The organism is Acaryochloris thomasi RCC1774 (assembly GCF_003231495.1).
GTDB lineage: Bacteria > Cyanobacteriota > Cyanobacteriia > Thermosynechococcales > Thermosynechococcaceae > RCC1774.
Genome location: NZ_PQWO01000015.1, coordinates 95,544 through 118,537 on the forward strand (window position 1 = coordinate 95,544; position 22,994 = coordinate 118,537).

Genomic DNA, 22,994 nt, shown 5'->3' on the forward strand with positions numbered 1-22,994 from the left:
TGCTATGACTGCTGGCTCCCAGCGCCGCTTTGCGCTGACAACTCCTCTCTACTATGTCAACGATCGACCTCATATTGGGAGCGCCTATACCACAATGGCGGCAGACGCCCTGGCCCGATGGCAGCGACTCCGGGGATCTGACGTTCTTTTGATCACAGGAACCGACGAGCACGGCCAGAAAATCCAGAGAACCGCAGAACAGCGGGGGAAGGCGCCTCAAGAGCACTGCGACGAAGTCGTTACAGGCTTTGTCGATCTTTGGCAGCATCTCCAAATCCAGTACCAGCGCTTTAGCCGGACCACAGATCCACGCCATGCCGCCATCGTTGCCGAGTTCTTCCAAAAAGTATGGGATCAGGGTGATATTTATCTAGGTCATCAGCAAGGCTGGTACTGCGTTGGCTGCGAAGAATTTAAAGAAGAACGTGACCTCTTACCCGAGAAACACTGCCCCATTCACAGCAATCAGGCAGTGGAATGGCGAGATGAGCAAAACTATTTCTTTCGGCTCTCAAAGTACCAACAGGCACTAATTGATTTTTACAACCAGCACCCAGAATTCATCCAGCCGGAGATGCGCCGCAACGAAGTTCTGAGCTTTGTGAATCAGGGCTTACAGGATTTCTCAATTTCACGGGTCAACTTAGACTGGGGCTTCCCGGTCCCCACAGACCCGAGCCATACGCTCTACGTGTGGTTTGATGCACTCTTGGGGTATATCACAGCCCTGCTAGAGCCAGAAGACGAACCCACGCTAGCCAACGCCCTCAAGCATTGGTGGCCGATCAACGTTCACATAATTGGCAAAGACATTCTTCGATTTCACGCGGTTTACTGGCCCGCCATGTTAATGGCCGCGACTCTACCACTACCCGACCGAGTATTTGGTCATGGCTTCTTGACAAAAGATGGGCAAAAGATGGGCAAGAGCTTAGGCAACACCCTAGATCCCGTAGCATTAGTCAACCAGTACGGCGTTGATGCCGTGCGCTACTACTTTTTGAAGGGAATTGAGTTTGGTCGTGATGGCGACTTTAACGAAGAACGGTTTATCAACATTCTGAATGCCGATCTTGCAGATGATCTCGGGAACCTACTCAATCGCACGCTTAATATGTCCGTGAAGTACTGCGATGGCAAAGTCCCCCAGGTTGATCGAGACCAATTAACTAAATTTGAGTTCGTTAAAACAGCACAGACGGCAGGAGAACGAGCAGCAGAAGCCTACGAGTCTCTGAAGTTTAGTCAAGCCTGTGAGATCGCTCTGTCTCTCGTTCAAACCGGGAATAAGTTTATTAGCGAGCAGGCACCCTGGTCACTTCACAAGCAGGGAGAAGATGAATTAGTAGGGCAAATCCTTTACACAGTTTTAGAATCAGTTAGACTATCAGTATATATACTCTCTCCGATTACTCCCGCATTGAGTAACAGGGTCTACCGGCAGTTAGGTTTTAATGTCGACTTCAGTGACTTAACCGAGGACCAAGCCATCGACCTAAATCACATCCGCTGGGGGTTGCTGCCCAGCCAACAACAGCTTGAGTGTCCACAACCTGTTTTCCAGAAGCTGCCTGCTCTCTCTGAGCCGACTCCCTAGCACAGCCCCTTCTAAACCTATCGCGCAGTAAGCTAGCTTATCGCTATTGCCCCTGAAGTATTTTCTCAATAACATCCCCCTTTAGTAACTCACCGAGGCTCTACATACTTCATGATGAACGCTGATAATGAAAATCAACCGCTCTTCTCTCCTGAGCAGGTTCTAGAGAATCGGGGACGAGTCGCAATTTTTATTGATGGCTCAAATCTTTTTTATGCAGCTCTACAGCTAGGCATTGAAATCGACTACACAAAGATGCTGTGTCGCTTGACGGCTGGTTCTCGATTGCTGCGTTCATTTTTTTATACAGGTGTTGATCCCACCAATGAAAAGCAGCAGGGCTTTTTGCTCTGGATGCGGCGCAATGGCTATCGGGTGATCACAAAGGAGCTGGTACAGCTACCCGACGGCTCTAAGAAAGCGAACCTTGACGTCGAGATAGCCGTAGACATGATGTCTTTAGTCGGCAGCTACGACACCGCTATTTTAGTCAGCGGTGATGGTGACTTAGCCTATGCCGTTAATGCCATAAGCTATCAGGGCATTCGAGTAGAGGTCGTGAGCCTTCGTTCAATGACGAGCGATAGCCTGATTAACGTTTCGGATCGGTATATTGATCTCGACATTATTAAAGAGCAGATTCAGAAAGCCCCTCGCTCTGGCTACAGCTACCGACCTCTCTCTAACGTTGGGGTAGCAGATGAAGCGAGCAAAGAAGCGAGTGCTGCGATCGAGTGACGGCTTTGTAATGTGGCGTTTATCCCACCAAAGCAAGGATCCGTTCTACCGACAAGACGCTCACTATACTCTGACAAGTCAGCGGCGTAGTCTCCGCCCATTAAGCCAGCTACTTGTACTTTGCCTTTTAAGTCTGACCTTCGTGGCCTGTGCCAGTCGTTCGTCCCCACCCAGCTCAGAAACCGTGAAACCTAAGGTTGAAGGTGGTTCTGAGCTAGCACAAGTAACCCTAAAGCAAACCAACGATCAAGGACAGCTTCTGTGGAAGCTGCAGGCAGAGAAAGTAACATATGGAGAAGATCTGTCCGTTGCCCACGTTCAGGGTTTAGACGGGCAGCTTTATGAGCAAGGGCAGCCTGTTTTCAAAATCACCGCAGATCGCGGAGAAGTGAAACAATTTGGCCAGATGATAAGTTTGAAGGGGCAAATCGTCGCCACAGAACTACAAAGCGATCTTGTGTTTAAGGGGCCTCGTTTAGAATGGCAAGCTGATTTAGGATTGCTGCAGGCCACGTCAGGCTGGAGGGTAACGCATCCACAGCTTCAGTTGTGGGCGCAGCGGTTACAGGCTTCATCTCGAACCCAACGGATACGGGCCAGAGGGAAGGTGACAGCAGAGACTCGTCCCGCTAAATTTCGATTAAAAACAGATCAGCTTATGTGGCAAGTCGATCAGCAATTCCTGCAAGCAGGGGCAGGCAAAGCAGATTCCACCACGCCGAGGGTTGAGATTGAGCAGTTAAGAGATACGGGTAAAGGAAATCAGGCGTTGGCAGGCAACGCTCGCATGAACTTGAAGCGTCAGATTGTCACGCTGCAGAACCCAGCTCAGATCAAGCTATCGACACCCCCCATCGAACTAACCAGCAGACAAGTTGTTTGGGATCTTGAACGCCAGCTCATCAGCAGTGAACAGTTGCTTGAAGTGCGCCACCGCCAACAAGGCGTCAAGGTCATTGCGAACCGAGGACAGTTTGACCAGCAACGACAGACGGTCCAGTTCAATGGCCAAGTGGAAGCGACAGGATTGAGAGATCGGTCTCGTCTTAAGACAGAGCAGCTTGTGTGGCAGCTATTAACTCAGCGAATTAATGCTCGGGGCAAGGTTCGATATACCCAAAGTTCACCTGCATTGACTCTGCAGGGGCCTAAAGCAGTTGGCAAAATTCAAGAGCAGATGATTCAAATTAGTGGCGGGAACGTCGTAACGGAGATCATTCCATAGTTTTTACAGGGGCAAGAGTCTCGTGGCGACGCACAATTTTCTGGATAAAGGCGGCAGCAGTTGATGATTGAGGTTCAGAATCTCGATTCCGGCTAATCCACCGGCCCTCAACCCGCTGTGGATTTTGCCACAGGTCTGCGTGGGTCACCTCTGGAACAGCATAAAAACTGTCATGCCCCGATCCCAAAAGGGCAGAGCTCCAGTGCGTAAAGAAGTCATGGCTGAGTCGATAGCAGGGAATTTCACTGACCAAGGGCACACCCCACCCGTCAATGGCTAAGATTGCGGCAATCTGTCCGCCTAGCTGCTGCCAAGCCCAGGCCGCCTGCATTGCCCCTACAACTCCCGCACTAAAGCCAATCAAAATAGGGGGACTATAGGAAGAGACTGCACCTGGCTTTTGGCGACCGTCATCCCCCATGCAACTTTGCACAAATTCCAAAAGATGAATCCCTGAACAGGCTGGATACTTATCTGTGGGGAATAGCCAGATGGGGTGAGTCTCTGGGAAGCTAACGTTGTGCAAAAAAGCCTCTGTCCAAGACCGATCATGGAATCCCGGACAAATGATCAGGGGAGCCCCGATCTCGGTAGCTGGCTGGTGATGCGTTTGTTGTTCAATCAGCATTCTAGAGATCTCTGGCAAATTCTAGCTAGGATAGAGACAATGGCGAATCAACTTATCTCTTTTTCTTGAACTGTAATGTCAACTTCTAACGGTCAATCCCCTGCCGAGCAGGTTTCCGATTCGCATACTGACCATGTTCATGTGCATAATCCTGACACGCTGCGCTCCATTGTTAATCGGTTATCGCGCATTGAGGGCCATGTCCGAGGCATCAAGTCAATGGTGCAAGAGAGTCGCTCTTGCCCTGATGTATTGGTCCAGATTGCGGCAGTGCGGGGTGGGCTCGATCGGGTTGCGCGGATTATCCTTGACGAACACCTGACCGAGTGCATCGTCCGTTCGGCCCAAGAAGGTGATATGGAAGTTGAGATTCAAGAACTTAAGGCTGCTTTAGATCGTTTTCTAGCTTAGAGCCGTACTGAATTTAAGAGCCACCTCAGGCTAGCCAGGGATGAAAGTGCTTCTGACAGCCATGATCAATCGGAAGATTGATACGGAACGGGAACCCATCACATATCATATATAAATATTAATATAACTATTTCTCATGTCTAGCTCGATAGTCGTGAGATAAATCCAACTTTTGGAGATATCTGTTTGAAATCCGCTGACTCTCCCCTCTCTGCTGTTGCCAATCCTGCTCTTCCTACAGCCAATCAACCGCCTAGAGCAAATCCCAATCTTCCTGCCGAGTCTACCCAGCCCTATGACTCTTATCGATGGGCTCAAGGCACTTACAGTCATTGGGGACGCCTGATTGAAATCGGCCGTATTGGGGTGCAATTTTTAGCCTATCTCTGGACGGATCAACAGGACTGGAGTTATCCCTCTCGTCAAGCCACACCAGAGGCCCAGGCCTTACGTCGTCGTCAGCGGGCCGTATGGATTCGAGAGAGTTTGCTGCATCTAGGCCCAACTTTTATCAAGGTTGGCCAGTTCTTTTCCACTCGTGCAGATCTCTTTCCCACCGAGTACATTGAGGAACTCTCAAAGCTCCAGGATCAGGTGCCAGCTTTTGGGTATGAGCAGGTGACTGAGATTATTGAGCAGGAGCTGGGGGACTCTGTTGCAGCTACGTTCGAAAGCTTCAGCCCTGTTCCCATTGCCTCTGCAAGCTTGGGACAGGTTCACCACGGCCAGCTTCATTCTGGAGAGGAGGTGGCGGTCAAGGTGCAGCGCCCCGGCTTGAAGCAGTTGTTCAGTATTGATCTCGGTATTATGAGGGGGTTTGCTGAATTTGTGCAGTATCGTACGCCTTGGGGACAAGACGGGCGAGATTGGCTAGGAATATACGAAGAATGCCATCAAAATCTATGGGGGGAGCTAGATTATCTGAATGAAGGCCGGAATGCGAATCTATTTCGCCGTAACTTCAAGGGTCAGACCGATGTGATTGTGCCCCGGGTTCACTGGCGCTATACAACGACCCGCCTTCTGACGATGGAATATCTTCCAGGCATCAAGGTCAATGATGTTGATGCCTTGGGTGCAGCCGGGATTGATCGAGTTGCGATCGCACAATTAGGTGCCCGTTCCTACCTGAGTCAAATCCTTCATCACGGCTTTTTTCATGCCGATCCCCACCCCGGCAACATCGCAGTTAATCCCGACGGGGCGCTGATTTTCTATGACTTCGGGATGATGGGTCAACTCCCGCCTGAAACAAAGGATCGGCTACTGCTCAACTTCCGGGGGATCTTGCAAAACGATGCCAGCTTGGTGGTGCAGGCGATGGTGGAACTCGGAGCGTTGGCACCAGACTCTGATCTCGGTCCAGTGCGCCGCTCAGTGCAGTACATGCTCGACTCTTATTTTGATCGGGCCTTCTCAGATCATGGCGAGATCTCAATGGCTGCAATCAATGATGATTTATACGAGCTAACCTACGACCAGCCCTTCCGGTTCCCGGCAGCTTTTACCTTTGTTCTGCGGTCTTTATCAGCGTTAGAGGCCCTGGGTAAATTTCTTGACCCAGACTTCAATTTTATGGATGTCGCAACGCCCTTTGCTGAAGAGATTATGGCTCAGGATTCTGGCGGAGCGGCTCCCAATAATCTGCTGGGCCAATTTGGCCGTCAAGCAGCAGAGTTCACTAATACAAGCCTGAGCCTCCCCCAGCGCGTCGAGGTATCGCTCAATAGGCTAGAGCAGGGCGATATCAAGATGCGCGTTAGCTCAGTTGAGGCGAACCGCGAACTACGAAAACTCAACACAACTAGCCTGGGTGTCATTTACTCGCTGATATTTAGCATTTTGTTTCTGTGTGCAACGCAGTTACTCATTGCGAATCTGACCGGCATCGCAACGGCCCTAGCTGCTTTTGCTGCCATTCCACTGACGTTGCTGCTGAGATTGCTGCTGTTTAAGCTGGATCGCTCTAGCGTGACTTAGTCTTTTGTAGTTCTCTCACTCATTTCGAGGGTGCCCTGATCGGTTACTGTGGGTGTTGACCTCTGGGGGCTTAGGAGTGGGAGATGCAAGTCTTACAGCTTTCACCAAGAATAGTTCTAAATTTGAGTGTAGTGGGCCTTATATTTATAGCCCTGACTGCCTGTAGAACAAACGATGTAGACGCCGAGCTTCCAAAATTAGAACCGACGATTCAGCTTCAAAGTTCGGCGTTTGCTGCCGACACGTCAATCCCCTCAGAATATACCTGTGATGGAGAGGATCGCTCTCCACCGTTGAGCTGGGATGCTGTACCGTCAGAGGCTCAGAGCCTGATCTTGATTGCGGATGATCCAGATGCGCCGGGTGGGACGTTTGTCCACTGGGTTCTTTATGATCTTTCTCCTCAAACGCTGCAGCTTCCTGGTGGTGTTACCCCCGTTACCCAAGGCCCTCAGCAAAGTGTTCAAGGCAAAAATAGTTTTGGAAAGATTGGCTACCGGGGCCCCTGTCCACCCTCAGGAACGCATCGGTACTTCTTTAAGATCTATGCTCTCGACCAGAAAATCGAGATAGAGCCGGGAGCCAAGAAGAACAAAGTTTTATTAGCCGCGAAGGAGCATATCATCGCCACGGGTGAATTGATGGGGCGATATTCACGCTAAGGCCGATAGCCTGTTTCCGTCACAGTGGATAGATGTTTACGTAACAATATGCGCTTGGAACGTCTAAGACGGGGCCAAAGACCTTGCTGCTCAGAACGACAATATTGAGCCTTCGTATACAGTTGCTGCGCAGCAATGTTAGTCTCCAGCACATTGAGATAGAGAAAGTGGGTCTGCCAAGCCGTCGCGGCTTGTTCACAGGCCAATAGCAAGTGTTGGGCGACTCCCCGACGACGGTGGTTAGGAGCAACAGCTAAGTTAGAAATATAGGGCACCGGCTGGCGGAGCAACCAGAGCGATCGCAATGTAACTTCCACCGTTCCAATAATGTTGTTCTGTGCTGACGGGTCTCCCGGCCCCGTCTTTACGGCAATAAAACAGGCGTGCTTTGGGGATTGCGTGATGAATCGCGTCCGCAAGTCTTGATAAATGCCAACTCGCAACACAGGCAGTGCCCAGTGCCAGTAGCTGGTGGGGGGATAAAAGCTTTCGCAGAGAAGCTGCGCGACTCTTAAAAGGTCCCGATCTTCAACGGTGCGAATGCTGAAGCTTGGGCCGCTTAAGACCTGTGAGCCGTTCGCCCAAAGGGCTGGCGAGTTAGAGATCACCGGACCCGTCATCCACTTAACTGACACCTACGATTAGTTCGGACGTGGGGCCTGCCCCCATCTGCCAAGCGCTACTGCGCTTCAGGTTTACTGAGCGTCTCAGGTTCTTCTACCTCGAGGTCACCCGCCGGACTCTGACCAGCATCAGAGGCGAGCTGGGCAATGGTCTCTCGAATTTTAGGGAGCTTGAACACCATCTTGGTATCTTCAACCAAGCGCTCACCCCATAGATTTTCAACCAAGAAATCAACGTCACCATAGCGACTGTCCATCTCTAGAGCTTTCTGAGCCAGCGTGAGCGCCTGATCTTGATTACCCTGCTTATAGTGAGCTACGGCCAGTGCCAACAGCGGCTCACCAGTTTTTTCATCGATTTCAGTCGCTTTCTGCCACTGACGCATGGCTTCTTTAACCTCGCCTGATTCATATTGAACCAAGCCAATGTTATTCAAGGCGGGCCAAAACTTCTCGTTCTGCGCGATGGCCTTTTGGTAGGTTGCGATCGCATCATCAAACTGCTCGAGCTTATAGTAGGTATTACCCAAATCGAATAGCGGCTCCAGCTGATCTGGCTTCAGCTTCAGACCAGACTTGAGCGAATCAGCCGCAGCAGGATAATCTGCTTGACTAAAATAAGCAGACCCCAAGCTAAACAGCACGCCTGGGTTCGAGTCATCCAGAGCCAGAGATTTATTGAGAGCCGAGATGCCCTTCTCTGACTGCTCAAGATTAAGATACAGCCCTCCCAACAAGGCCCAGCCTTCAGGTGCCTTAGGGTTCAACTGCGCCGCGAGCTGCGCCCTTGAGAGAGCCGACTCAAACTGTTGGAACTGCGTCAGATAAACAGCTTCCTTGAGCAGATCCTGTCCAGTCTTTTCGAGAGACTGTGCATCAACCGAAATAGTCCGCGGAACGATAGCCTGACCGATAGCTGGTGAGACTGCACTGCCTAGCCCAAGACAGATCATCAAAGGAATAAGTGTTGATCGATAGAGCACAGTCTGTAACCATAATTGACGACAAAAGCTTAGTTGCTAGCTTAGCTTAAATTTTCATCCCCGTAGTGAACGCACGATACTTCCCCCATCGACGTACGATATCCAGCGCCTGACGGACTCATATTGTTACAATTACCTGTGGTCTTTTAATCAACACGAGGCATTTTAGTGGATCCCATACTCATGCAAGAGCGAATTGTGTTCATCGAATCCAAGCGCGACATGTTGGTCAAACTGTTAGAACAACCCGATCTGGGGACCCTCAGAATTGACGTAAACCAAGCTTTAGAAGAGATGGACGACTTGATCGATGAGTTCAAGAAAACATTCCCCTCTACATCTGTGTAGCTGCCATACGAACTAGAGTATCAACCACCCGTTGCAATCAAATCTTTAGTCCTTCCTGCTTATTTATTTTGTTGATTTCGTTTGGCCCTAATGAAAGCAACTACAGCTGTCCTTGACAAACCATTGACGGAAAGTCGTTAAGACAAGTTCACCTCAATTCTCAGGAGAAGTTCATTTTTGACAGCAGATTGCCCATACTAAGCTCGAAGCCTTTATCCAAGTTTTCGAAGCTAACGTGACTGCTGATACAACCCCTCAACTCCTAATAAGCGCACCCACTGGTATCAAGCGGCTGCAGCTTCTCGCTCAGACAAGCTGGACTCTGGGCCGCCATCCCTCTAGCCTTATTCAACTATTAGACAACAGTATCTCCAGGCATCATGCCAGGATTGAAGTTTTACAGGGTCGGCATTTCTTCCTCGTCGATTTGGGTAGCCGGAACGGATCAACCGTCAATCAACAGCCGGTCTCCAAACCCGTCTTGCTTAAGCACGGCGATCGCATTCACCTCGGCCAAACCGAACTGTTTTTCGAACAGAGCCTGTTCTATCCTGCAGATGTTGCAGCAATGGATAGAGCAGACATTGTTATGCTGCACCAATCATCACTGCAGGGCAAAATTTGGCAGGAACTTTTGCTCTCCCAAAATCTATCACTGCGCTGGGAAACTGGAGCAACAAATCTCAGACACGACATTGAACATCGAGTCAAAACTCAGAAGCTTCCTAAGATTCTCATCATTGACGTACAGGCCTATAGCGGTAGCTTGGCTTCATTCTGCCGCTGGAGTCAGGAGCACCATCCCGACCTAGCGATTCTACTGTTCGATAGCACCCAGCGTCAGATTGCTCTCGAAGAACGCCAGCAAATGACGGCCCTCGGGTGCATTGACTTTTTGCCAGCCTTCCGTGAGCCGAATCTTCTAGACAACGTAGCCGGTGTAGTTGTTCATCTCAATTTAGTGTCACGCGCCTTCCGAGACACAACGCTGCGCCAAGACAAACTTTTCCTGACGCTTAAAAAACTAGAGGAGCTGCTGCAGTTGGCCTCCAATTTGCCTGTCGCAGCCAGCGTACCTGTCCCCCAACCGGTTGCGGTTCCACATCAGGAGGTCGTTACACCACCAACCCTAGAGATGCAGGATATGACCATGATTACTCGACATTCAAAATAACGGCAAACATCTACGGGCTTAGGGCAAGATCATGCCGGTGATGCTAGCTTGTGGAACGTCTCGCCAGATTGTTCAATCCAGCCATAAATCATACCGGAAGTAGAATGCCGTGCAGCACATCGCCCCTGACGATCAATAACGATCACGCCGCCTAAACCATTGACCTTAGAAACGAGGTACCCAATTCCTGCTGCAGCAGCATCGTGGGCATTAAGCCCCTGGAAATCAATCAAATCTGCAATTGTCTTCGCCAGTACAGTCCGCAGAAACTGTTCTCCATAGCCGGTCGCGGAAACAGCACAGGTTGTGTTATCGGCGAAAACACCCGCTCCGATCACCGGCGTATCCCCCACCCGTCCCCATCGCTTGTTCACAATGCCACCAGTGGATGTACCTGCGGCTAGGTTGCCTTCAAGATCTCTAGCAACAACACCAATCGTACCGAACTTCTCCTGGGGCTCTTCGGTGTCTTCATGGTCAAGAACCATCCGTCCTAACTTTTGAGCCTCTTTTAGCTGACGAACGCGAGCATCTGTTATGAAATAGTGCTCAGGCCAAAACTTGATATTATGAAACTCAGCGAATTTCATGGCTCCGTGCCCAGCTAACATGACATGTTCGCTATGTTCTATGACTTGACGAGCAAGTGAAATAGGGTTTTTGATGCCCTTAATACTGGCCACGGCTCCGGCGGATAGATCTACACCATTCATGAGAGCCGCATCCATTTCGACTTCACCATACTCATTGAGAACCGAACCTCGACCGGCATTATAGAGGGGATCGTCCTCTAGCAGGGCTGCACAATATTCAACCGCATCTAAGGCCGTTCCTTCTTGCTCAAGAATTTTTCGCCCCTGCTCTAAAATCCCGCAAATGCTGCGCTCAAATTCAGCCTCATTCCCCTCACGCTTAATGTGCTGTAGTGCACCCGCCCCACCGTGAACCATCAGGGAATAGGAATTTGACATTGCGAAGACCAGAAGGGGCAATGGTTTATCTTAAACCAGCACCCAACCTAGCACCAACTCATTGTCTAGAGAAGATAACTTGAGATTCTAGCTTTGTTTCTAGCTACGTCAGGACTACTTATATCCAGGCGTAATGCCTAATTCCATGCCTGACCCACATTCGAAATCGACTCTAATGGATGAAAAGAAGGCGGCAAAGTGGATTCCTGGAGCTGAGTCCCCATCAGACGCTGCTTTAAAGTTGTGCGTAGCTGATCTTGTTGAGTATGGGAGCCTGCAAGGAGACAGACGACTTTACCCATATGGACGTTGCCCCAGTTGACGATGATGACTCCAACGCCGGTTTGGGCATCAAACTCAATCCCGCTCAGGTCAATATCGTTGAGCGCACGAAGGGGTGTCGTAAATGTCTCACAGATCCAGCTTTGGATATCGAGCTTCTGGGCGACACCCGTGGGGTAGGAAGCTCCGTTGTAGCGAGGGTTGCATTCAATCGCATAGTAGCGAGGACCGCGGGAGCTAAAGACCACAGCGACATCAAAAGCAAAGATCTCCTGCATCCCCTGATCAACCATCCACTGAGCCATTGGCTCGACTAAATCCCACGGCTGGTATTCGGTGGGGTAGCGATTGCCGCTGTGGGAGCAGCCGTCTAAAATCTGTTCGGTGGCGGCGTGTCTCTCCAAGCCATCTTCAGTGACTCGATACTGAAGATTAAGAAAGGAAGCCGCTAAAACTTCTTCTTGAATTTGAAAGGAAACATTATCTGGCATATCGTATAGCGCCAGAGAAAGCTGCTGCCGGTCTGCACAACGAACAATTCCCATCCCATCAACGGATACAGATGGCTTAACGTAGCAGGGATAAGGGATCTCAGAGTTCAATCTCAGCTCTGACTTCTGAGCAAAGCACAAGGTCTTAGGCACCGTCACCTGGAGCTGATGTGCCAGCTCCATGAAGTTATTTTTGTTGTTCATGCACTGAACAACATCATGCCAGCGCTGGTTCTCTTGGCGAAACTGCTGGCTCCGGTAGCTCTCTTGATTCTCTGCATCTCCGAAGTAAAAAACAGAAGTCTCTAGCTGAGGATGGGCCAGTCGGACTGCTGAAGATACATCCCAAATCACGTTCTGACTATGGCGTAGACCAATGCGTTCGTAGTGCCCAACAATAGCCTGCCACTCTCCCCTCAGCGCTGGATGTAGCTGCACAATATCATTCTGATCGGTCAAGCCTAGAACGCGCCCCGAATACAAGTAATTGCCAGTCACCTGCTGGTGCGTGCAGTTCATGATGTCGTGGTTAAAAATTTTCATAGCAATTAGCGACTAATCCACTTACAAAGGTCGTGACACTATCGATGCAGAGCTTGAAACTTGGGAAAAGCTGACTCACGTAGAGATCAGGGTTTGCTCCGTCCGACGAAACATCTGTTGATCTAACAACTGTTCAGCTAGAAATAGGAATGGGCTGCCAATGAATATGGCTATCAATCAAAAACGGCCTTGAGACATGCGATACATAAAGGTTATTCATGCAACACGCCTAATGCCTTTAGTCTCTAGACGGGATACTCCGCAATTTTGTAGAGAGCTATTCAATAAAACCCGAAATGGTATCGGATTTTACTGTTCTAGATATAACACAGATATTTGAGTCACAGCAGCAACTTAAAATTGATCCTTAGGGGGCATGTCATCAATGTTTGACATAGGCTGTTTCTCTCAGGAGAAACAGCCTTGAGGTACAACCGTCTGAGAGTTTTAGAGAGCAAGGGTATCCTAGACAAATTGCAATGCATCACACCAATATTTTCTGCCCAAAGAATATATTGTCTTAATATTTCAAGTTTTCTAAACTTTCGAGATCTGGAAGCTGGACAGTTCGGAAGGCATTCACGAGTTGGACAACACCCAGGTATCTTTGCTGCCGCCACCTTGGGTTGAGTTAACAACAAGGGAGCCTTTTTTAAGGGCAACGCGCGTCAATCCACCCGGATGCACATAGATGTCTTCGCCACGATGAAGAACATAGGGCCGCAGGTCAACGTGTCGTCCTTCTAGGGTTCGATTCACAGCGGTCGGAATCCGAGATAGATAGATAGTGGGTTGGGCAATATAGGCTCTCGGTTGAGCTTTGATAAGCTGCGCAAATTCTTCCCGCCCTGCTGAGCTAGCGTGGGGACCAATCAGCAATCCTTTGCCTCCTTCACCACCGGCAGGTTTGATCACTAACTGATCGAGATGTTCTAAAACATACTGACGATCCTGTTCTCGCCAGCACAGATAGGTGGGCACGTTGGGCAGCAGAGGGTCTTCGCCCAGATAGTAGCGAATCATCTCAGGGACGTAGGCATAGATCACTTTATCGTCAGCAACGCCGGTTCCAAAGGCGTTGGCAACGATTAATCGTCCTTGCTGGCACAGCTCGATGATGGCTGCGAGTCCAGAGGCGTGACGGGTGCCGAAATCGAGTGGTTCAAAGAAGTCGGCGTTACGCCGTCGATAGAGAATCTCAATTCGCTGCAGTCCTGTGGGGGTTCTGCGATGGAGGGAGTCATCTGCAATGACGAGGTCTTGCGGTTCAACGAGGGCCACTCCCATCTGCTCTGCTAAAAAGGCATGTTCAAAATATGCGGACTCAATGGGGCCGGGGGTGAGCACCGCAATGTTGGGTGCGGTACTGCTGTCTGAGGCGAGATTGAGGAGCGTTGAGCGTAGCTGTTGAGGATAGTGGGCAATGGGTTCGATGCCAATAGACTGGGGTGGCGGCAGGACTCGGGTCAAGGCTTCTCGGTTTTTGATCACGTAGGCGATTCCTGAGGGGACGCGCAGGTTGTCTTCTAAAACGTGCCAGGTGCCGTTGCGATCGCAAATCAGATCAATCCCGCTCACGTGGCACCAGACCCCATTTCGAGGCTGCATTCCTATACAGTCCGGCAAAAACCGTTCTGCCGACTCCACAACCGCTCTCGGAATTTTGCCGTCATTAATGATCTGCTGTTTGCCGTAGACATCGGCACAAAACAGATTGAGGGCCGCCACTCGCTGCTTGAGACCGGCCGACAGCCGCTGCCACTCCGTTGCTGAGATCACGCGGGGAATCACATCAAAGGGCAAAACACGCGGTTCGCCATCAAAGGTAAAGGTTGCACCTAATTGGGCGAGAACCTCTTCAGCCCTGGCATTGGCCTGCACCAGATCGCCTGCCGATAGCTGCTGTAGCCACTGCACAATCGATTCCATATCAGGGCGAGGACGCCCTGGAGCAGAGAAGTATTCGTCATAAAACTGCTCGGGATCGTAGGTATCAAACAGCACGGCTTTTAGAAGTACAGACTGCTGAAGATTGTGACACAGCCTTTGACATCTCACTGTATTCAGCTCACTTCATGTCGTAGCCAAACAAGTTAGGGTCCACATCAGTCAGCTGCAAATCGGCCAGACCATATTCAGCCCAGCGTCGATCAACAATCGCAGCCGTCTCAGGATCTGGAGTCAGGGGTTCGCTCCATTCACGGTCGGTCTCAGGATAGATCTTGGTGGTGGCATCAATCCCCATCTTGCCACCCAAACCAGGCTGAGCCGTGGCAAAGTCAAGGCTATCAAAGGGATTGTCCGGCAAAATAAAGACGTCGCGCGCCGGATCAACCTGAGAACTGATCGCCCACACCACCGCGCGCGGATCGCGGATATTAATGGTCTCATCCACGACAATCACAAACTTGGTGTAGGAAAACTGGGGGAGGGCGCTCCAGAAGGCTAATGCCGCTCGACGCGCCTGCCCTGGATAGGATTTCTTGATGGAAATAATGGCAGCTTTATAGCTGAGCGCTTCCATCGGTAGAAAGAAATCAACAATCTCAGTGACCTGCTGCCGCAGGATTGGCGTATAAATTCGATTGAGGGCGATGGCCATCATGGCATCTTCCTTGGGTGGGCGTCCGCTGAAAGCCGTTAAGTAGATCGGATTCTTGCGATGGGTAACGCAGTTGAAGCGAATCAGCGGGGCCTTCTCATTGACGGGGCCGTAGAAACCGATGTGATCTCCTGCGGGGCCATCCACCGCCACGTCACCAGGGGTAATCGTTCCTTCAAGAATCATTTCGGCATCAGCAGGAACTTCTAAATCCACCGTTTTACACTTGGAGAGGTTAATGCCTTTACCGCCGTAGAGTCCGGCAAATAGCCATTCTGATAAATCGATGGGTAGAGGAGTGGCTGCCGCCATGATCACGAGGGGATCTACGCCGAGTGAGATCGCAACCTCTAGCTTCTCCCCCCGCTCCGCAGCTTTCCGCAGATGTCGCGTGGCTCCCCGCACCGACAGCCACTGCACCGTCATCGTATTTTTAGACTGAATCTGCAGCCGATAGACACCCACATTAGGAATCTTGCTCTCTGGATCGCGGGTAATCATCAGACCCAGCGTGATCACTTTGTCCGCATCACCTGAATAAACGCGCAGCATTGGAACTTGGGTCAAATCAACCTGCTCATCCTTGAGCACCACCTGATGACAGGGCGGGAACAAGTCACGATCGGGCTTGGCGCGCACCACATCAAAAAGCACCTTACCAAAGTTCACCGTCTGCGCCAGCGTCTTTGGCGGCTTCGGTTGATAGAGTAGCGCTAGCTTTTGCCCTAGTGCCTCAAGCTCTTCCGGCTGCTCCACATTCATCGCCCAGCAAACCCGCTCCACCGTGCCCATCAGATTGACGGCGACAGACTGATCAGTTCCCTTTACATTCTCAAATAGAAGAGCCGGACCACCCTGCTGCAGCATGCGATTGGCAATTTCAGAAATTTCTAAATCAGGGTCTACCAGCGCCGTAATCCGCCGCAATTGTCCTCGCTGCTCTAGAAGCTTGATAAATCCCCGTAGGTCTCTAGCCATGACTCTCTCATTGTGGATACATCCTTCATTATTGCGAGAAGTGAAGTTATACGGGGATTTTATTGACTCCTATTTGTGACTTATCGGGGGTGGGAAGGTCTCACTGAAGAGTAATAGCCCCATTCCAGAAAGGCTAGCTCGGTTAAATTTTTTATACAGACTGCGGGGAAATGCCTCATTAACTGCAAAACTCAGTTGTCAGGTTTTATTCCACTATTTTCACAATAAACATGACCTTAAAAAACCTTGCCCACCCCCTTCGCATCTGAGTCCATCCATCTTGCCTTCATGGGCAGGGGACTTTATCTTAATGGAGGCCGTGCAATCGCCTTAGGATAAAAGTGTTCTGAGCGTTTTGTTCTCTGCTGACAGCTTGTGAGCAACTCTCGAAATTTGAACGTGTCAGGAAATCGCAGGTACTATAGCAAGGCCATCACCTTAATGGAACAGGTTGTTGACAGAGAGAAGAAAACGCGTCAGACAACCCTGACAGCGCCAACGACAGGTCTCCTGGCTAGCGGTTTGAAAGACTATTGGTACGCTGTTGAATTTTCTTCTAAGCTTCAGGACGCAACCCTCATCTCCTTTGAACTTTTTGATCAGCCCTGGGTTCTTTTTCGAGATCGCCAGGGGCAAGTTGGCTGTATCCAAGACGAATGCGCTCACCGTGCCTGCCCGCTATCTCTAGGGCAAGTGGTAGACGGAACCGTGCAGTGTGGCTACCACGGTTGGCAGTACGATGCCAGCGGTAGCTGTACCCACATGCCATCTTGTCAGCACATTCAGGTGCAGATCAAAAGCCTACCCTGCCAAGAACAAAATGGGATGATTTGGGTCTGGCCAGGTTCAGCACAGCCAACGGAACTGTCTGAACACATTTATCAGCTTCCAGAGGGGTTTCAGCTCCATGCTGAAGTCGCGATGGAGCTACCCGTTGAGCATGGCTTACTGCTGGAAAATCTCCTGGACCTTGCCCATGCACCTTTCACTCACACCGGTACGTTTGCTAGGGGCTGGTCTGTACCTGACTTAGTAAGGTTTATGACCCCCCAGACTCCCCTGACGGGACATTGGGATCCTTACCCCATTGAAATGTCCTTTGAGCCACCTTGCTACGTGATCAGTACCATTGGTCTACGCGGCAAAACCTGCGGTCGCCATCTGCATCAGCTACACTGCTGCCTACCCGCAGGTCAGGGTAAAACCCGACTGCTCTATCAACTTTCGCTGGATTTTTATGGCTGGGCCAGATTTCTGCCTGGTAAAGATCGGTTCTGGCGCTCGATGGCCCAGCGCGTGATTGACGAAGACCTGCGGTTGGTCGTAGGTCAGCAAGATCGACTTGCTGCAGGCGCGGACATTTGGCGAACACCTGTGGGATATGACAAGTTAGGGATTAGCTATCGTCGCTGGCGCAATCAGATTGAGCAAAGCAGCCCTGATTGGCAGGAACGGTAGCCATCAGCGGCTTTCTAACATGGGCATATTGGCACTCGACGGCTGCGAGTGCTTAAAGAATTCGCAATATACTGCAGTCTCAAGTTTGGCTGCGGGCATAATAAGTCAAACTTAAGCAAAACTTAATCAGGGGTACCGTTATGGTCTTGCATCCTGAGTTTAAGCGGAGTACGCTTCAGTTCTGGCGGCAGATGGAAATGTTCCATGTGTTTATCGGCCATCCTGAACTGGAGGTAGAAGTCTCCTACGACCTAAAGCCGATTCAACGCATCTTTATTCATTCTGACCACTGTGCTTTAGAGGTACCTGAGGTTCCGGCCATTACGTTTCGGGCAACGGTGATTGATACGCTGCCCATCGAATCAGTGGAAACCATCATCCGCCGGTTTAGTTTTAATGCTGCAGACCAATCGTATATCGCCACCCTCGGCATGATTGGCTAGCGCGGTTTTCCTATTCTTTCAGCCAAGCAAACAGTTCTTTGACCGTTAAGTCAAAGGCTTCAGCAAAATCAGGCACGGGTAACTTCGCCTCCATTTCTTCGTAGAAGGCGGTCGACTGATTAGGGCAGTAAACAAAAACCAACTGTTCTGCGGGGTCGATGAGCCACCCCATTTGAGTGCCATGACTGAGACAGTGCAAAATATTTTTCACAACTTCTGTATAACTTTGTCCCGGCGACAAAATCTCGATTGTCCAGTCAGGCACAAGAGAAAATATATTTGTAACTTCTCCCTTTTGATCACGGGGAATACGGTCCTAAAGGAGAACGGCAATATCAGGAACAGTAGAGCGATCTCCAAAGGTACAGCGCAGTTCAGGGAATGTCCGAGCTATTCGCTGCGCTTTGACGACAGAGTTGAGGGCCGATACTAACTCCTTGAATGACGCTATGTTTTCCTTGCGACATCGGCTTTTGAATAATATTTCCATCAATGTACTCACCGGCAGGTTCTGTTTCTGGTAGGTCCAGAAAAGCTTCCAGCGTGAGTACTTTTTGAGGTACTTGAAGCATGTTAGTGAGATTCTGAACTAAATTTTTCGATACAGCGCAGAAAAATTTCTACCCCTATCCCTAAAGCCGTTTCGTCGAAGTCGAAGCGAGGATGGTGGTGGGGATAGGCTAAGCCACGTTCCTTATTAGCTGCGCCGACAAAGAAGTAGCAGCCTGGCACTTCCTGCAAAAAATAAGACATATCTTCACCGCCCATAGTCTGACACTCAGGAACAACGCCCACCGGGGTTTCGATAACGGTTTCAGCCACTGAACGCACTAGCTGTGCCATCTTGTCATCGTTGATCACGGCCGGATACAAGGGCCAATAGTTGAGGTCGTAGGTCGCGCCGTGGCTTTGGCAAATTCCGGCAACAATGTCTTCGACGCGCTTGCCAATCACGTTTTCTAGTTCGGGGTTGAAGTAGCGCACCGTGCCGGTCATGCGGGCGGAGTCGGCAATCACGTTATTGGCAACCCCCGCATGGAGTTCGCCTACGGTTACAACGGCAGACTCTAGCGGATTGACGGTGCGAGAAACAATGGTCTGCAGCGCATTCACAATTTGAGCCGCCACTACGACAGAATCAACGGTCTGGTGGGGCATCGCTCCGTGACCGCCTTTTCCTTGGATGTGACATTCAAATAACTCGACTGCCGCCATCAGGGGACCGCTGCGGACACCAATGGTTCCGAGGGGCAAGTTGTTCCAAAGATGGAGACCGATAATGGCGTCTACGTCAGGATTTTTGAGCGCCCCTTCTTCAATCATGGGCTTGGCTCCCCCCGGCGATTCTTCGGCGGGTTGGAAGATCAGTTTGAGGGTGCCTTTCAAGTGCTCACGGCTTCGGGAAAGGTGGTAGGCAGTGCCCAGTGCGATCGCAACATGCCCGTCATGACCACAGGCATGCATCCGGCCATCATGCTTAGAGCGGTAGGGAACCTGATTGGCCTCTTGGACCGGCAGCGCATCCATATCGGCCCGAATCGCCAACACCGGCCCCGGCAAATCCCCCTCAACGGTGGCAATGATTCCAGTTTTTGCTACCCCTGTTTGATGATCAATGCCCCATTCCGTCAACTTTTGGGAGACAACCTCTGCGGTACGAAATTCTTCAAAGCCTAGTTCAGGATGCTGGTGAAGATCGCGGCGCCAATTGACAAGATCAGCCTGAAGCAACTGGATTTCGGGTCGAATGTGGGGGGTAAACGTGACAGGAGTCGTAACCATATACGCTATTGAAGGGAATATCTTCACTATAGCTTTCTCTTTCTGACCGCTTGGGTGAAGGCTGCAAGCTTGAACGACTCTTAACCTATGGCTGATTTATTTCCACTGCAAGGTCGCACTGCTGTTGTCACGGGCAGTACGCGGGGCATTGGCCTCATCATGGCTCAGGCGCTCATTGCCGCAGGAGCGAATGTTGTGGTGTCCTCACGATCAGAGACTGGGGCCGTCTGTGAGCAGCTTGAACGGAATGCGTTGGCTCCGGGCACGGGCCAGATCATGGGCACCACCTGTGACGTTACCTCTTTAGGACAGGTGGAACAGCTAGCAGCTAAAACCATTGAAAGGTTTGGGCAAATTGATATTTGGATTAACAATGCCGGAATTGCCAGTCCCTATGCTCAGACCCTTGATATCCCCATCGAGCGCTGGAAACGGGTGGTGCAGACGAATCTTTACGGCACCTATCATGGAACAACGGTCGCTCTCCAGCACATGTTAGAGCGTAACCAAGGCAAGATTGTGAATGTGTTCGGTGCCGGCGATCGAGATAGCCGCGTCGATAAGTATGGCTACATGAGTGCCTATGCCACGTCTAAATCGGCGGTACGACGATTCACATTGGTCATGGCGGAAGAATACAAACAGACCCCGATCTCAATTTTGGGACTACGGCCTGGTTTAGTGGCAACTGACTTGATGACCAAGATTGAGCCACTGACCGATGAAGCAGCCCAGCGTCTCAAGGGGCTAAGTTTTGCTTTATTTCTATTTACGACACCTGCGGAGCAGATCCAGACCACTATCGTCAAGATGGTCTCTAGCACCACGGATGGGGTTAGCGGCCAGGTTTATCGCTGTCGGGTCACAGTCCCTACTATTGTTCAGCGCTGGATAAAGCGATCACGGTGATCGAGACTGCAGCGCACTACTGCGGCATATATTTTTGCACAACAGACCAGCCCGACAGTGAAACGAGTGCTAGCGCGACAAACAGAAGGCTGTTGATTCTGAGATGTAACGGTCGCGCCCAAGGACGTTGAGGGTGAATGCGCGTCGCCGACCAGGCAGAAGCGAAGGAAAGAGCAACCACAATTAATCCGACCGGAAGATGCCATGAATGGCCCAGGCTTCCGTAGTGGCCCAGTGTACCCACTAGACCAATGGCAAGTAGATTCACAATCAGCAGTACGAGGGCAATGCCTAAGCCTCGATGCAGAATACGAAGCCATTTCTGGGGTCTCGCACCGGGAGCAAGTCTCTGCCTTCTCAGCACCAGACCAACAGCGGCCAACCCAAAAAACAGCATGACAGTGAGGCCCATAGACCAGGCTGCAATTCGCCAGAGCCACATAAAGGAGGGTAAGTGCACGATGTTACTCCCACGATCACGAGTGCAAGCAAATGGTAGCAAAATCCTTGGTCATCGTTTTTAATAAGTGGGTGTTTCTTGTGATCTCAGTAACCTTCAGGCTATGTTTCGCTCGGTAAAATGTTGGGTATAAATACCTTTTTCAATACTTGCGATCGCATTTTTAATGCCCTCCCCTCTTTCGGCAAGTGAAGGCAGACACCTCCCTAACTTCGCCGAATCTCGAACCGCTCAAAGTTTTGCAGTGACTGCTCCTCAATGACCACTGACTCGACCCGAGCTGCAGGTGGACCGCTGTCCAACCAATCTACAAGCTTCTGGACCTGAGTGCGATCGCCCTCGACCATCGCCTCCACCTGTCCATCGGGCAAATTGCGGACCCAGCCCACCAGGCCAAGACGGGTCGCTTGCTCCTGAGTCGTATAGCGGTAGCCCACACCCTGCACACGCCCTGAAATAATTGCGTGCTGGCAGATAGCGCTACTTGATGTCGAAGAGTTAGAGGGTACCATCCGTCTTCTACTGAATTGCTTTTCACATCATTTAGGGAATAAGTATGCCTAAGCTTTGACGGGTGAAGCCTCCATGCCCAGCTCACGCCGGAGCAGCTCTACAGACTGTGTATCAATGTAGGTTTTACAGTAGATCACCTTAGGCCGTCGAATCAGATCAGGTTCAGCTTCAGCCATTGCGGCTCTGAGGGTCTGGCAACTAGCGCGATCACTAATAATCGTTTGCGAGTGACGAATCAAGGCACTCAGCCGCTGGGTGTCATGGCACTGAGCCGTCATCACATAGAGATCGTCACCCCGCAGGCTAGAGATCATAACTTCCGCAACGCCCAGGGTGCCAGAACTCAGGCTGACCAGTCCCAACCGCCCCTCTTTAGGCAGCTCTTTGATCAGCTCTAGCTCATCGCTGTAGTTATAAATATCGATAGGAATTACCCGAAAGGCTTTCAGATCGTCATCCTGACGCGCCTCGACAATATCATGGGCTTCTTTAGCAAAGTAGCGGACCGTGACAATAGTGGCTGCGGCCCGCCTCTGAAGGGATGCGTCTAGCTCCTCTAACGGAATCAGCTTAATCGGGATCGAGAGGGCCAGATCTAGCTCTTGGACGATAATCTCTCCAGCGCCGAGATCGTGCTGCGGTACGGTCACGATCAGTTGTGAGCTGGCGCGCAGACGCTCCTTAATCGCAGCTAGCAGCATGCTCTTGACTTCCCCTAGGGAGTAGCCCTGCTGCAAAAAACCATCCAGGCTTTGCTCAATCAACTCTTCAACGGGAACGTCGGCTTGCTCTTTGCTAATCGGAATTGGCTCTTGCCCCAACGCCCGCACGTAAATGCCGGACCCCATCTGAGCTTCGACAAAGCCTGCCGTTTCTAAGCGTTCGTAAACTTTACTAATAGTGTTGCGATGTAGCCCTGTCTGCATCGCAAGCTGACGGGTGCTGGGCAGGCGGTAACCCGGTGAAAATTGTCGAGATGCGATCGCAAAGCAGATCTGGTTAAAAAGCTGGGTAGACGCTGGAATTTCACTATCGGATTGAATCTGGAACTGCACCATATGGGCCTCTCTGAAAGCCGCAGACGCAGCTTAGCACAGCCCTTGTCCTCTTGTGGGACTTCAAACTAGAGACCAGCAGCATTCTCGCTGCTCCACAAATCCTGCGAAAATATAGCAGAAACCGATAAACGGCGA

At 50.8% G+C, this 22,994-nt stretch carries 22 protein-coding genes and 1 pseudogene; 11 read left to right on the forward strand and 12 right to left on the reverse strand.

Annotated features, from left to right (window positions below; genetic code table 11):
• The first annotated feature begins 4 nt into the window (after positions 1–4).
• The 3 genes from metG to lptC all read left to right on the forward strand — a co-directional run bounded on the left by metG (position 5) and on the right by lptC (position 3,560).
• Complete coding sequence (gene metG / locus C1752_RS20295; protein WP_110987920.1) at positions 5–1,597, forward strand: methionine--tRNA ligase; 1,593 nt, start codon at positions 5–7, stop codon at positions 1,595–1,597.
• A 114-nt stretch (positions 1,598–1,711) separates the two neighbouring features.
• Complete coding sequence (locus C1752_RS20300; protein ID WP_339373425.1) at positions 1,712–2,335, forward strand: LabA-like NYN domain-containing protein; 624 nt, start codon at positions 1,712–1,714, stop codon at positions 2,333–2,335.
• Positions 2,298–3,560: an LPS export ABC transporter periplasmic protein LptC gene (gene lptC, locus C1752_RS20305; protein ID WP_110987884.1), complete on the forward strand. Its 1,263-nt coding sequence runs from the start codon at positions 2,298–2,300 to the stop codon at positions 3,558–3,560. Before C1752_RS20300 ends, lptC begins: the two co-directional genes overlap by 38 nt.
• On the opposite strand, the gene C1752_RS20310 is transcribed toward lptC, so the two are convergent.
• A complete protein-coding gene (locus C1752_RS20310; RefSeq protein WP_110987885.1) occupies positions 3,550–4,188 on the reverse strand; it encodes a hypothetical protein in 639 nt (212 codons plus the stop codon). The two genes, lptC and C1752_RS20310, sit on opposite strands and share 11 nt — an antisense overlap.
• 75 nt (positions 4,189–4,263) lie before the next feature.
• Here C1752_RS20310 and C1752_RS20315 point away from each other — a divergent pair, with 75 nt between their 5' ends.
• The 3 genes from C1752_RS20315 (at position 4,264) to C1752_RS20325 (ending at position 7,241) form a co-directional block, all read left to right on the forward strand.
• Positions 4,264–4,599 carry a metal-sensing transcriptional repressor gene (locus C1752_RS20315; RefSeq protein ID WP_110987886.1) on the forward strand — a complete coding sequence of 112 codons (336 nt, stop codon included), beginning with the start codon at positions 4,264–4,266 and terminating at the stop codon, positions 4,597–4,599.
• 186 nt (positions 4,600–4,785) lie between these two features.
• The gene (locus tag C1752_RS20320; RefSeq protein ID WP_110987887.1) at positions 4,786–6,579 is read left to right on the forward strand and encodes an ABC1 kinase family protein; all 1,794 of its coding nucleotides are present in this window, start codon (positions 4,786–4,788) and stop codon (positions 6,577–6,579) included.
• Between the two features lie 131 nt (positions 6,580–6,710).
• Positions 6,711–7,241 (forward strand): YbhB/YbcL family Raf kinase inhibitor-like protein, encoded by a 531-nt coding sequence (locus C1752_RS20325; RefSeq protein WP_199464464.1) that lies wholly within the window; start codon positions 6,711–6,713, stop codon positions 7,239–7,241.
• Here C1752_RS20325 and C1752_RS20330 read toward each other — a convergent pair.
• Together C1752_RS20330 and C1752_RS20335 are read right to left on the reverse strand one after the other, a co-directional pair.
• Positions 7,238–7,876, reverse strand: a complete 639-nt coding sequence (locus tag C1752_RS20330) for a GNAT family N-acetyltransferase (RefSeq protein ID WP_146242388.1) — start codon at positions 7,874–7,876, stop codon at positions 7,238–7,240. The two genes, C1752_RS20325 and C1752_RS20330, sit on opposite strands and share 4 nt — an antisense overlap.
• A gap of 44 nt (positions 7,877–7,920) precedes the next feature.
• On the reverse strand, positions 7,921–8,847 hold the full coding sequence (locus tag C1752_RS20335) for a tetratricopeptide repeat protein (protein WP_110987890.1): 927 nt from the start codon (positions 8,845–8,847) through the stop codon (positions 7,921–7,923).
• A 168-nt stretch (positions 8,848–9,015) separates the two neighbouring features.
• Between C1752_RS20335 and C1752_RS20340 the strand changes: the two genes are divergently transcribed.
• Both C1752_RS20340 and C1752_RS20345 read left to right on the forward strand, forming a co-directional pair.
• Positions 9,016–9,195, forward strand: coding sequence for a hypothetical protein (locus C1752_RS20340; RefSeq protein WP_110987891.1), 180 nt, complete (start codon positions 9,016–9,018; stop codon positions 9,193–9,195).
• Between the two features lie 235 nt (positions 9,196–9,430).
• Positions 9,431–10,369: an FHA domain-containing protein gene (locus C1752_RS20345; RefSeq protein WP_158535151.1), complete on the forward strand. Its 939-nt coding sequence runs from the start codon at positions 9,431–9,433 to the stop codon at positions 10,367–10,369.
• Positions 10,370–10,398: 29 nt separating this feature from the next.
• Here C1752_RS20345 and C1752_RS20350 read toward each other — a convergent pair whose 3' ends face one another.
• The 4 genes from C1752_RS20350 to C1752_RS20365 form a co-directional block, all read right to left on the reverse strand.
• Positions 10,399–11,340, reverse strand: a complete 942-nt coding sequence (locus C1752_RS20350; protein ID WP_110987893.1) for an isoaspartyl peptidase/L-asparaginase family protein — start codon at positions 11,338–11,340, stop codon at positions 10,399–10,401.
• Positions 11,341–11,477: 137 nt separating this feature from the next.
• Positions 11,478–12,656, reverse strand: a complete 1,179-nt coding sequence (locus C1752_RS20355; RefSeq protein ID WP_233501770.1) for an ATP-grasp domain-containing protein — start codon at positions 12,654–12,656, stop codon at positions 11,478–11,480.
• 579 nt (positions 12,657–13,235) lie between these two features.
• Complete coding sequence (locus C1752_RS20360) at positions 13,236–14,660, reverse strand: circularly permuted type 2 ATP-grasp protein (RefSeq protein WP_199464465.1); 1,425 nt, start codon at positions 14,658–14,660, stop codon at positions 13,236–13,238.
• Positions 14,661–14,724: 64 nt separating this feature from the next.
• The gene (locus C1752_RS20365; protein WP_110987894.1) at positions 14,725–16,236 is read right to left on the reverse strand and encodes a UbiD family decarboxylase; all 1,512 of its coding nucleotides are present in this window, start codon (positions 16,234–16,236) and stop codon (positions 14,725–14,727) included.
• Positions 16,237–16,677: 441 nt separating this feature from the next.
• Here C1752_RS20365 and C1752_RS20370 point away from each other — a divergent pair, with 441 nt between their 5' ends.
• Together C1752_RS20370 and C1752_RS20375 are read left to right on the forward strand one after the other, a co-directional pair.
• Positions 16,678–17,694 (forward strand): Rieske 2Fe-2S domain-containing protein, encoded by a 1,017-nt coding sequence (locus C1752_RS20370; protein WP_110987895.1) that lies wholly within the window; start codon positions 16,678–16,680, stop codon positions 17,692–17,694.
• 140 nt (positions 17,695–17,834) lie between these two features.
• Positions 17,835–18,137 carry a hypothetical protein gene (locus C1752_RS20375; protein ID WP_110987896.1) on the forward strand — a complete coding sequence of 101 codons (303 nt, stop codon included), beginning with the start codon at positions 17,835–17,837 and terminating at the stop codon, positions 18,135–18,137.
• A 10-nt stretch (positions 18,138–18,147) separates the two neighbouring features.
• Here C1752_RS20375 and C1752_RS30345 read toward each other — a convergent pair.
• Both C1752_RS30345 and C1752_RS20385 read right to left on the reverse strand, forming a co-directional pair.
• Positions 18,148–18,709 (reverse strand): annotated as a pseudogene (locus C1752_RS30345) (Uma2 family endonuclease).
• Between the two features lies 1 nt (position 18,710).
• Positions 18,711–19,919, reverse strand: coding sequence for a M20 metallopeptidase family protein (locus C1752_RS20385; protein WP_110987897.1), 1,209 nt, complete (start codon positions 19,917–19,919; stop codon positions 18,711–18,713).
• 87 nt (positions 19,920–20,006) lie between these two features.
• On the opposite strand from C1752_RS20385, the gene C1752_RS20390 reads away from it, so the two are divergent.
• Positions 20,007–20,828 carry an SDR family NAD(P)-dependent oxidoreductase gene (locus C1752_RS20390; RefSeq protein WP_110987898.1) on the forward strand — a complete coding sequence of 274 codons (822 nt, stop codon included), beginning with the start codon at positions 20,007–20,009 and terminating at the stop codon, positions 20,826–20,828.
• Positions 20,829–20,844: 16 nt separating this feature from the next.
• On the opposite strand, the gene C1752_RS20395 is transcribed toward C1752_RS20390, so the two are convergent.
• The 3 genes from C1752_RS20395 to plmA form a co-directional block, all read right to left on the reverse strand.
• Positions 20,845–21,288 (reverse strand): DUF4079 domain-containing protein, encoded by a 444-nt coding sequence (locus tag C1752_RS20395; RefSeq protein WP_110987899.1) that lies wholly within the window; start codon positions 21,286–21,288, stop codon positions 20,845–20,847.
• Between the two features lie 206 nt (positions 21,289–21,494).
• Entirely contained in the window at positions 21,495–21,800 is a 306-nt protein-coding gene (locus tag C1752_RS20400) for an acylphosphatase (RefSeq protein ID WP_110987900.1), read from the reverse strand.
• A 48-nt stretch (positions 21,801–21,848) separates the two neighbouring features.
• A complete protein-coding gene (plmA, locus tag C1752_RS20405; protein ID WP_110987901.1) occupies positions 21,849–22,859 on the reverse strand; it encodes a transcriptional regulator PlmA in 1,011 nt (336 codons plus the stop codon).
• Positions 22,860–22,994 lie beyond the last annotated feature (135 nt).

Bases quoted from the DNA above. Each gene is read 5' to 3' on its own strand.
- C1752_RS20370 (WP_110987895.1), top strand. From the start codon at position 16,678: ATGGAACAGGTTGTTGACAGAGAGAAGAAAACGCGTCAGACAACCCTG.
- C1752_RS20385 (WP_110987897.1), bottom strand. From the start codon at position 19,919: ATGGTTACGACTCCTGTCACGTTTACCCCCCACATTCGACCCGAAATC.
- C1752_RS20390 (WP_110987898.1), top strand. From the start codon at position 20,007: ATGGCTGATTTATTTCCACTGCAAGGTCGCACTGCTGTTGTCACGGGC.
- C1752_RS20355 (WP_233501770.1), bottom strand. From the start codon at position 12,656: ATGAAAATTTTTAACCACGACATCATGAACTGCACGCACCAGCAGGTG.
- plmA (WP_110987901.1), bottom strand. From the start codon at position 22,859: ATGGTGCAGTTCCAGATTCAATCCGATAGTGAAATTCCAGCGTCTACC.
- C1752_RS20315 (WP_110987886.1), top strand. From the start codon at position 4,264: ATGTCAACTTCTAACGGTCAATCCCCTGCCGAGCAGGTTTCCGATTCG.
- metG (WP_110987920.1), top strand. From the start codon at position 5: ATGACTGCTGGCTCCCAGCGCCGCTTTGCGCTGACAACTCCTCTCTAC.
- C1752_RS20400 (WP_110987900.1), bottom strand. From the start codon at position 21,800: ATGGTACCCTCTAACTCTTCGACATCAAGTAGCGCTATCTGCCAGCAC.
- C1752_RS20350 (WP_110987893.1), bottom strand. From the start codon at position 11,340: ATGTCAAATTCCTATTCCCTGATGGTTCACGGTGGGGCGGGTGCACTA.
- C1752_RS20300 (WP_339373425.1), top strand. From the start codon at position 1,712: ATGAACGCTGATAATGAAAATCAACCGCTCTTCTCTCCTGAGCAGGTT.
- lptC (WP_110987884.1), top strand. From the start codon at position 2,298: ATGAAGCGAGCAAAGAAGCGAGTGCTGCGATCGAGTGACGGCTTTGTA.
- C1752_RS20375 (WP_110987896.1), top strand. From the start codon at position 17,835: ATGGTCTTGCATCCTGAGTTTAAGCGGAGTACGCTTCAGTTCTGGCGG.
- C1752_RS20310 (WP_110987885.1), bottom strand. From the start codon at position 4,188: ATGCTGATTGAACAACAAACGCATCACCAGCCAGCTACCGAGATCGGG.
- C1752_RS20365 (WP_110987894.1), bottom strand. From the start codon at position 16,236: ATGGCTAGAGACCTACGGGGATTTATCAAGCTTCTAGAGCAGCGAGGA.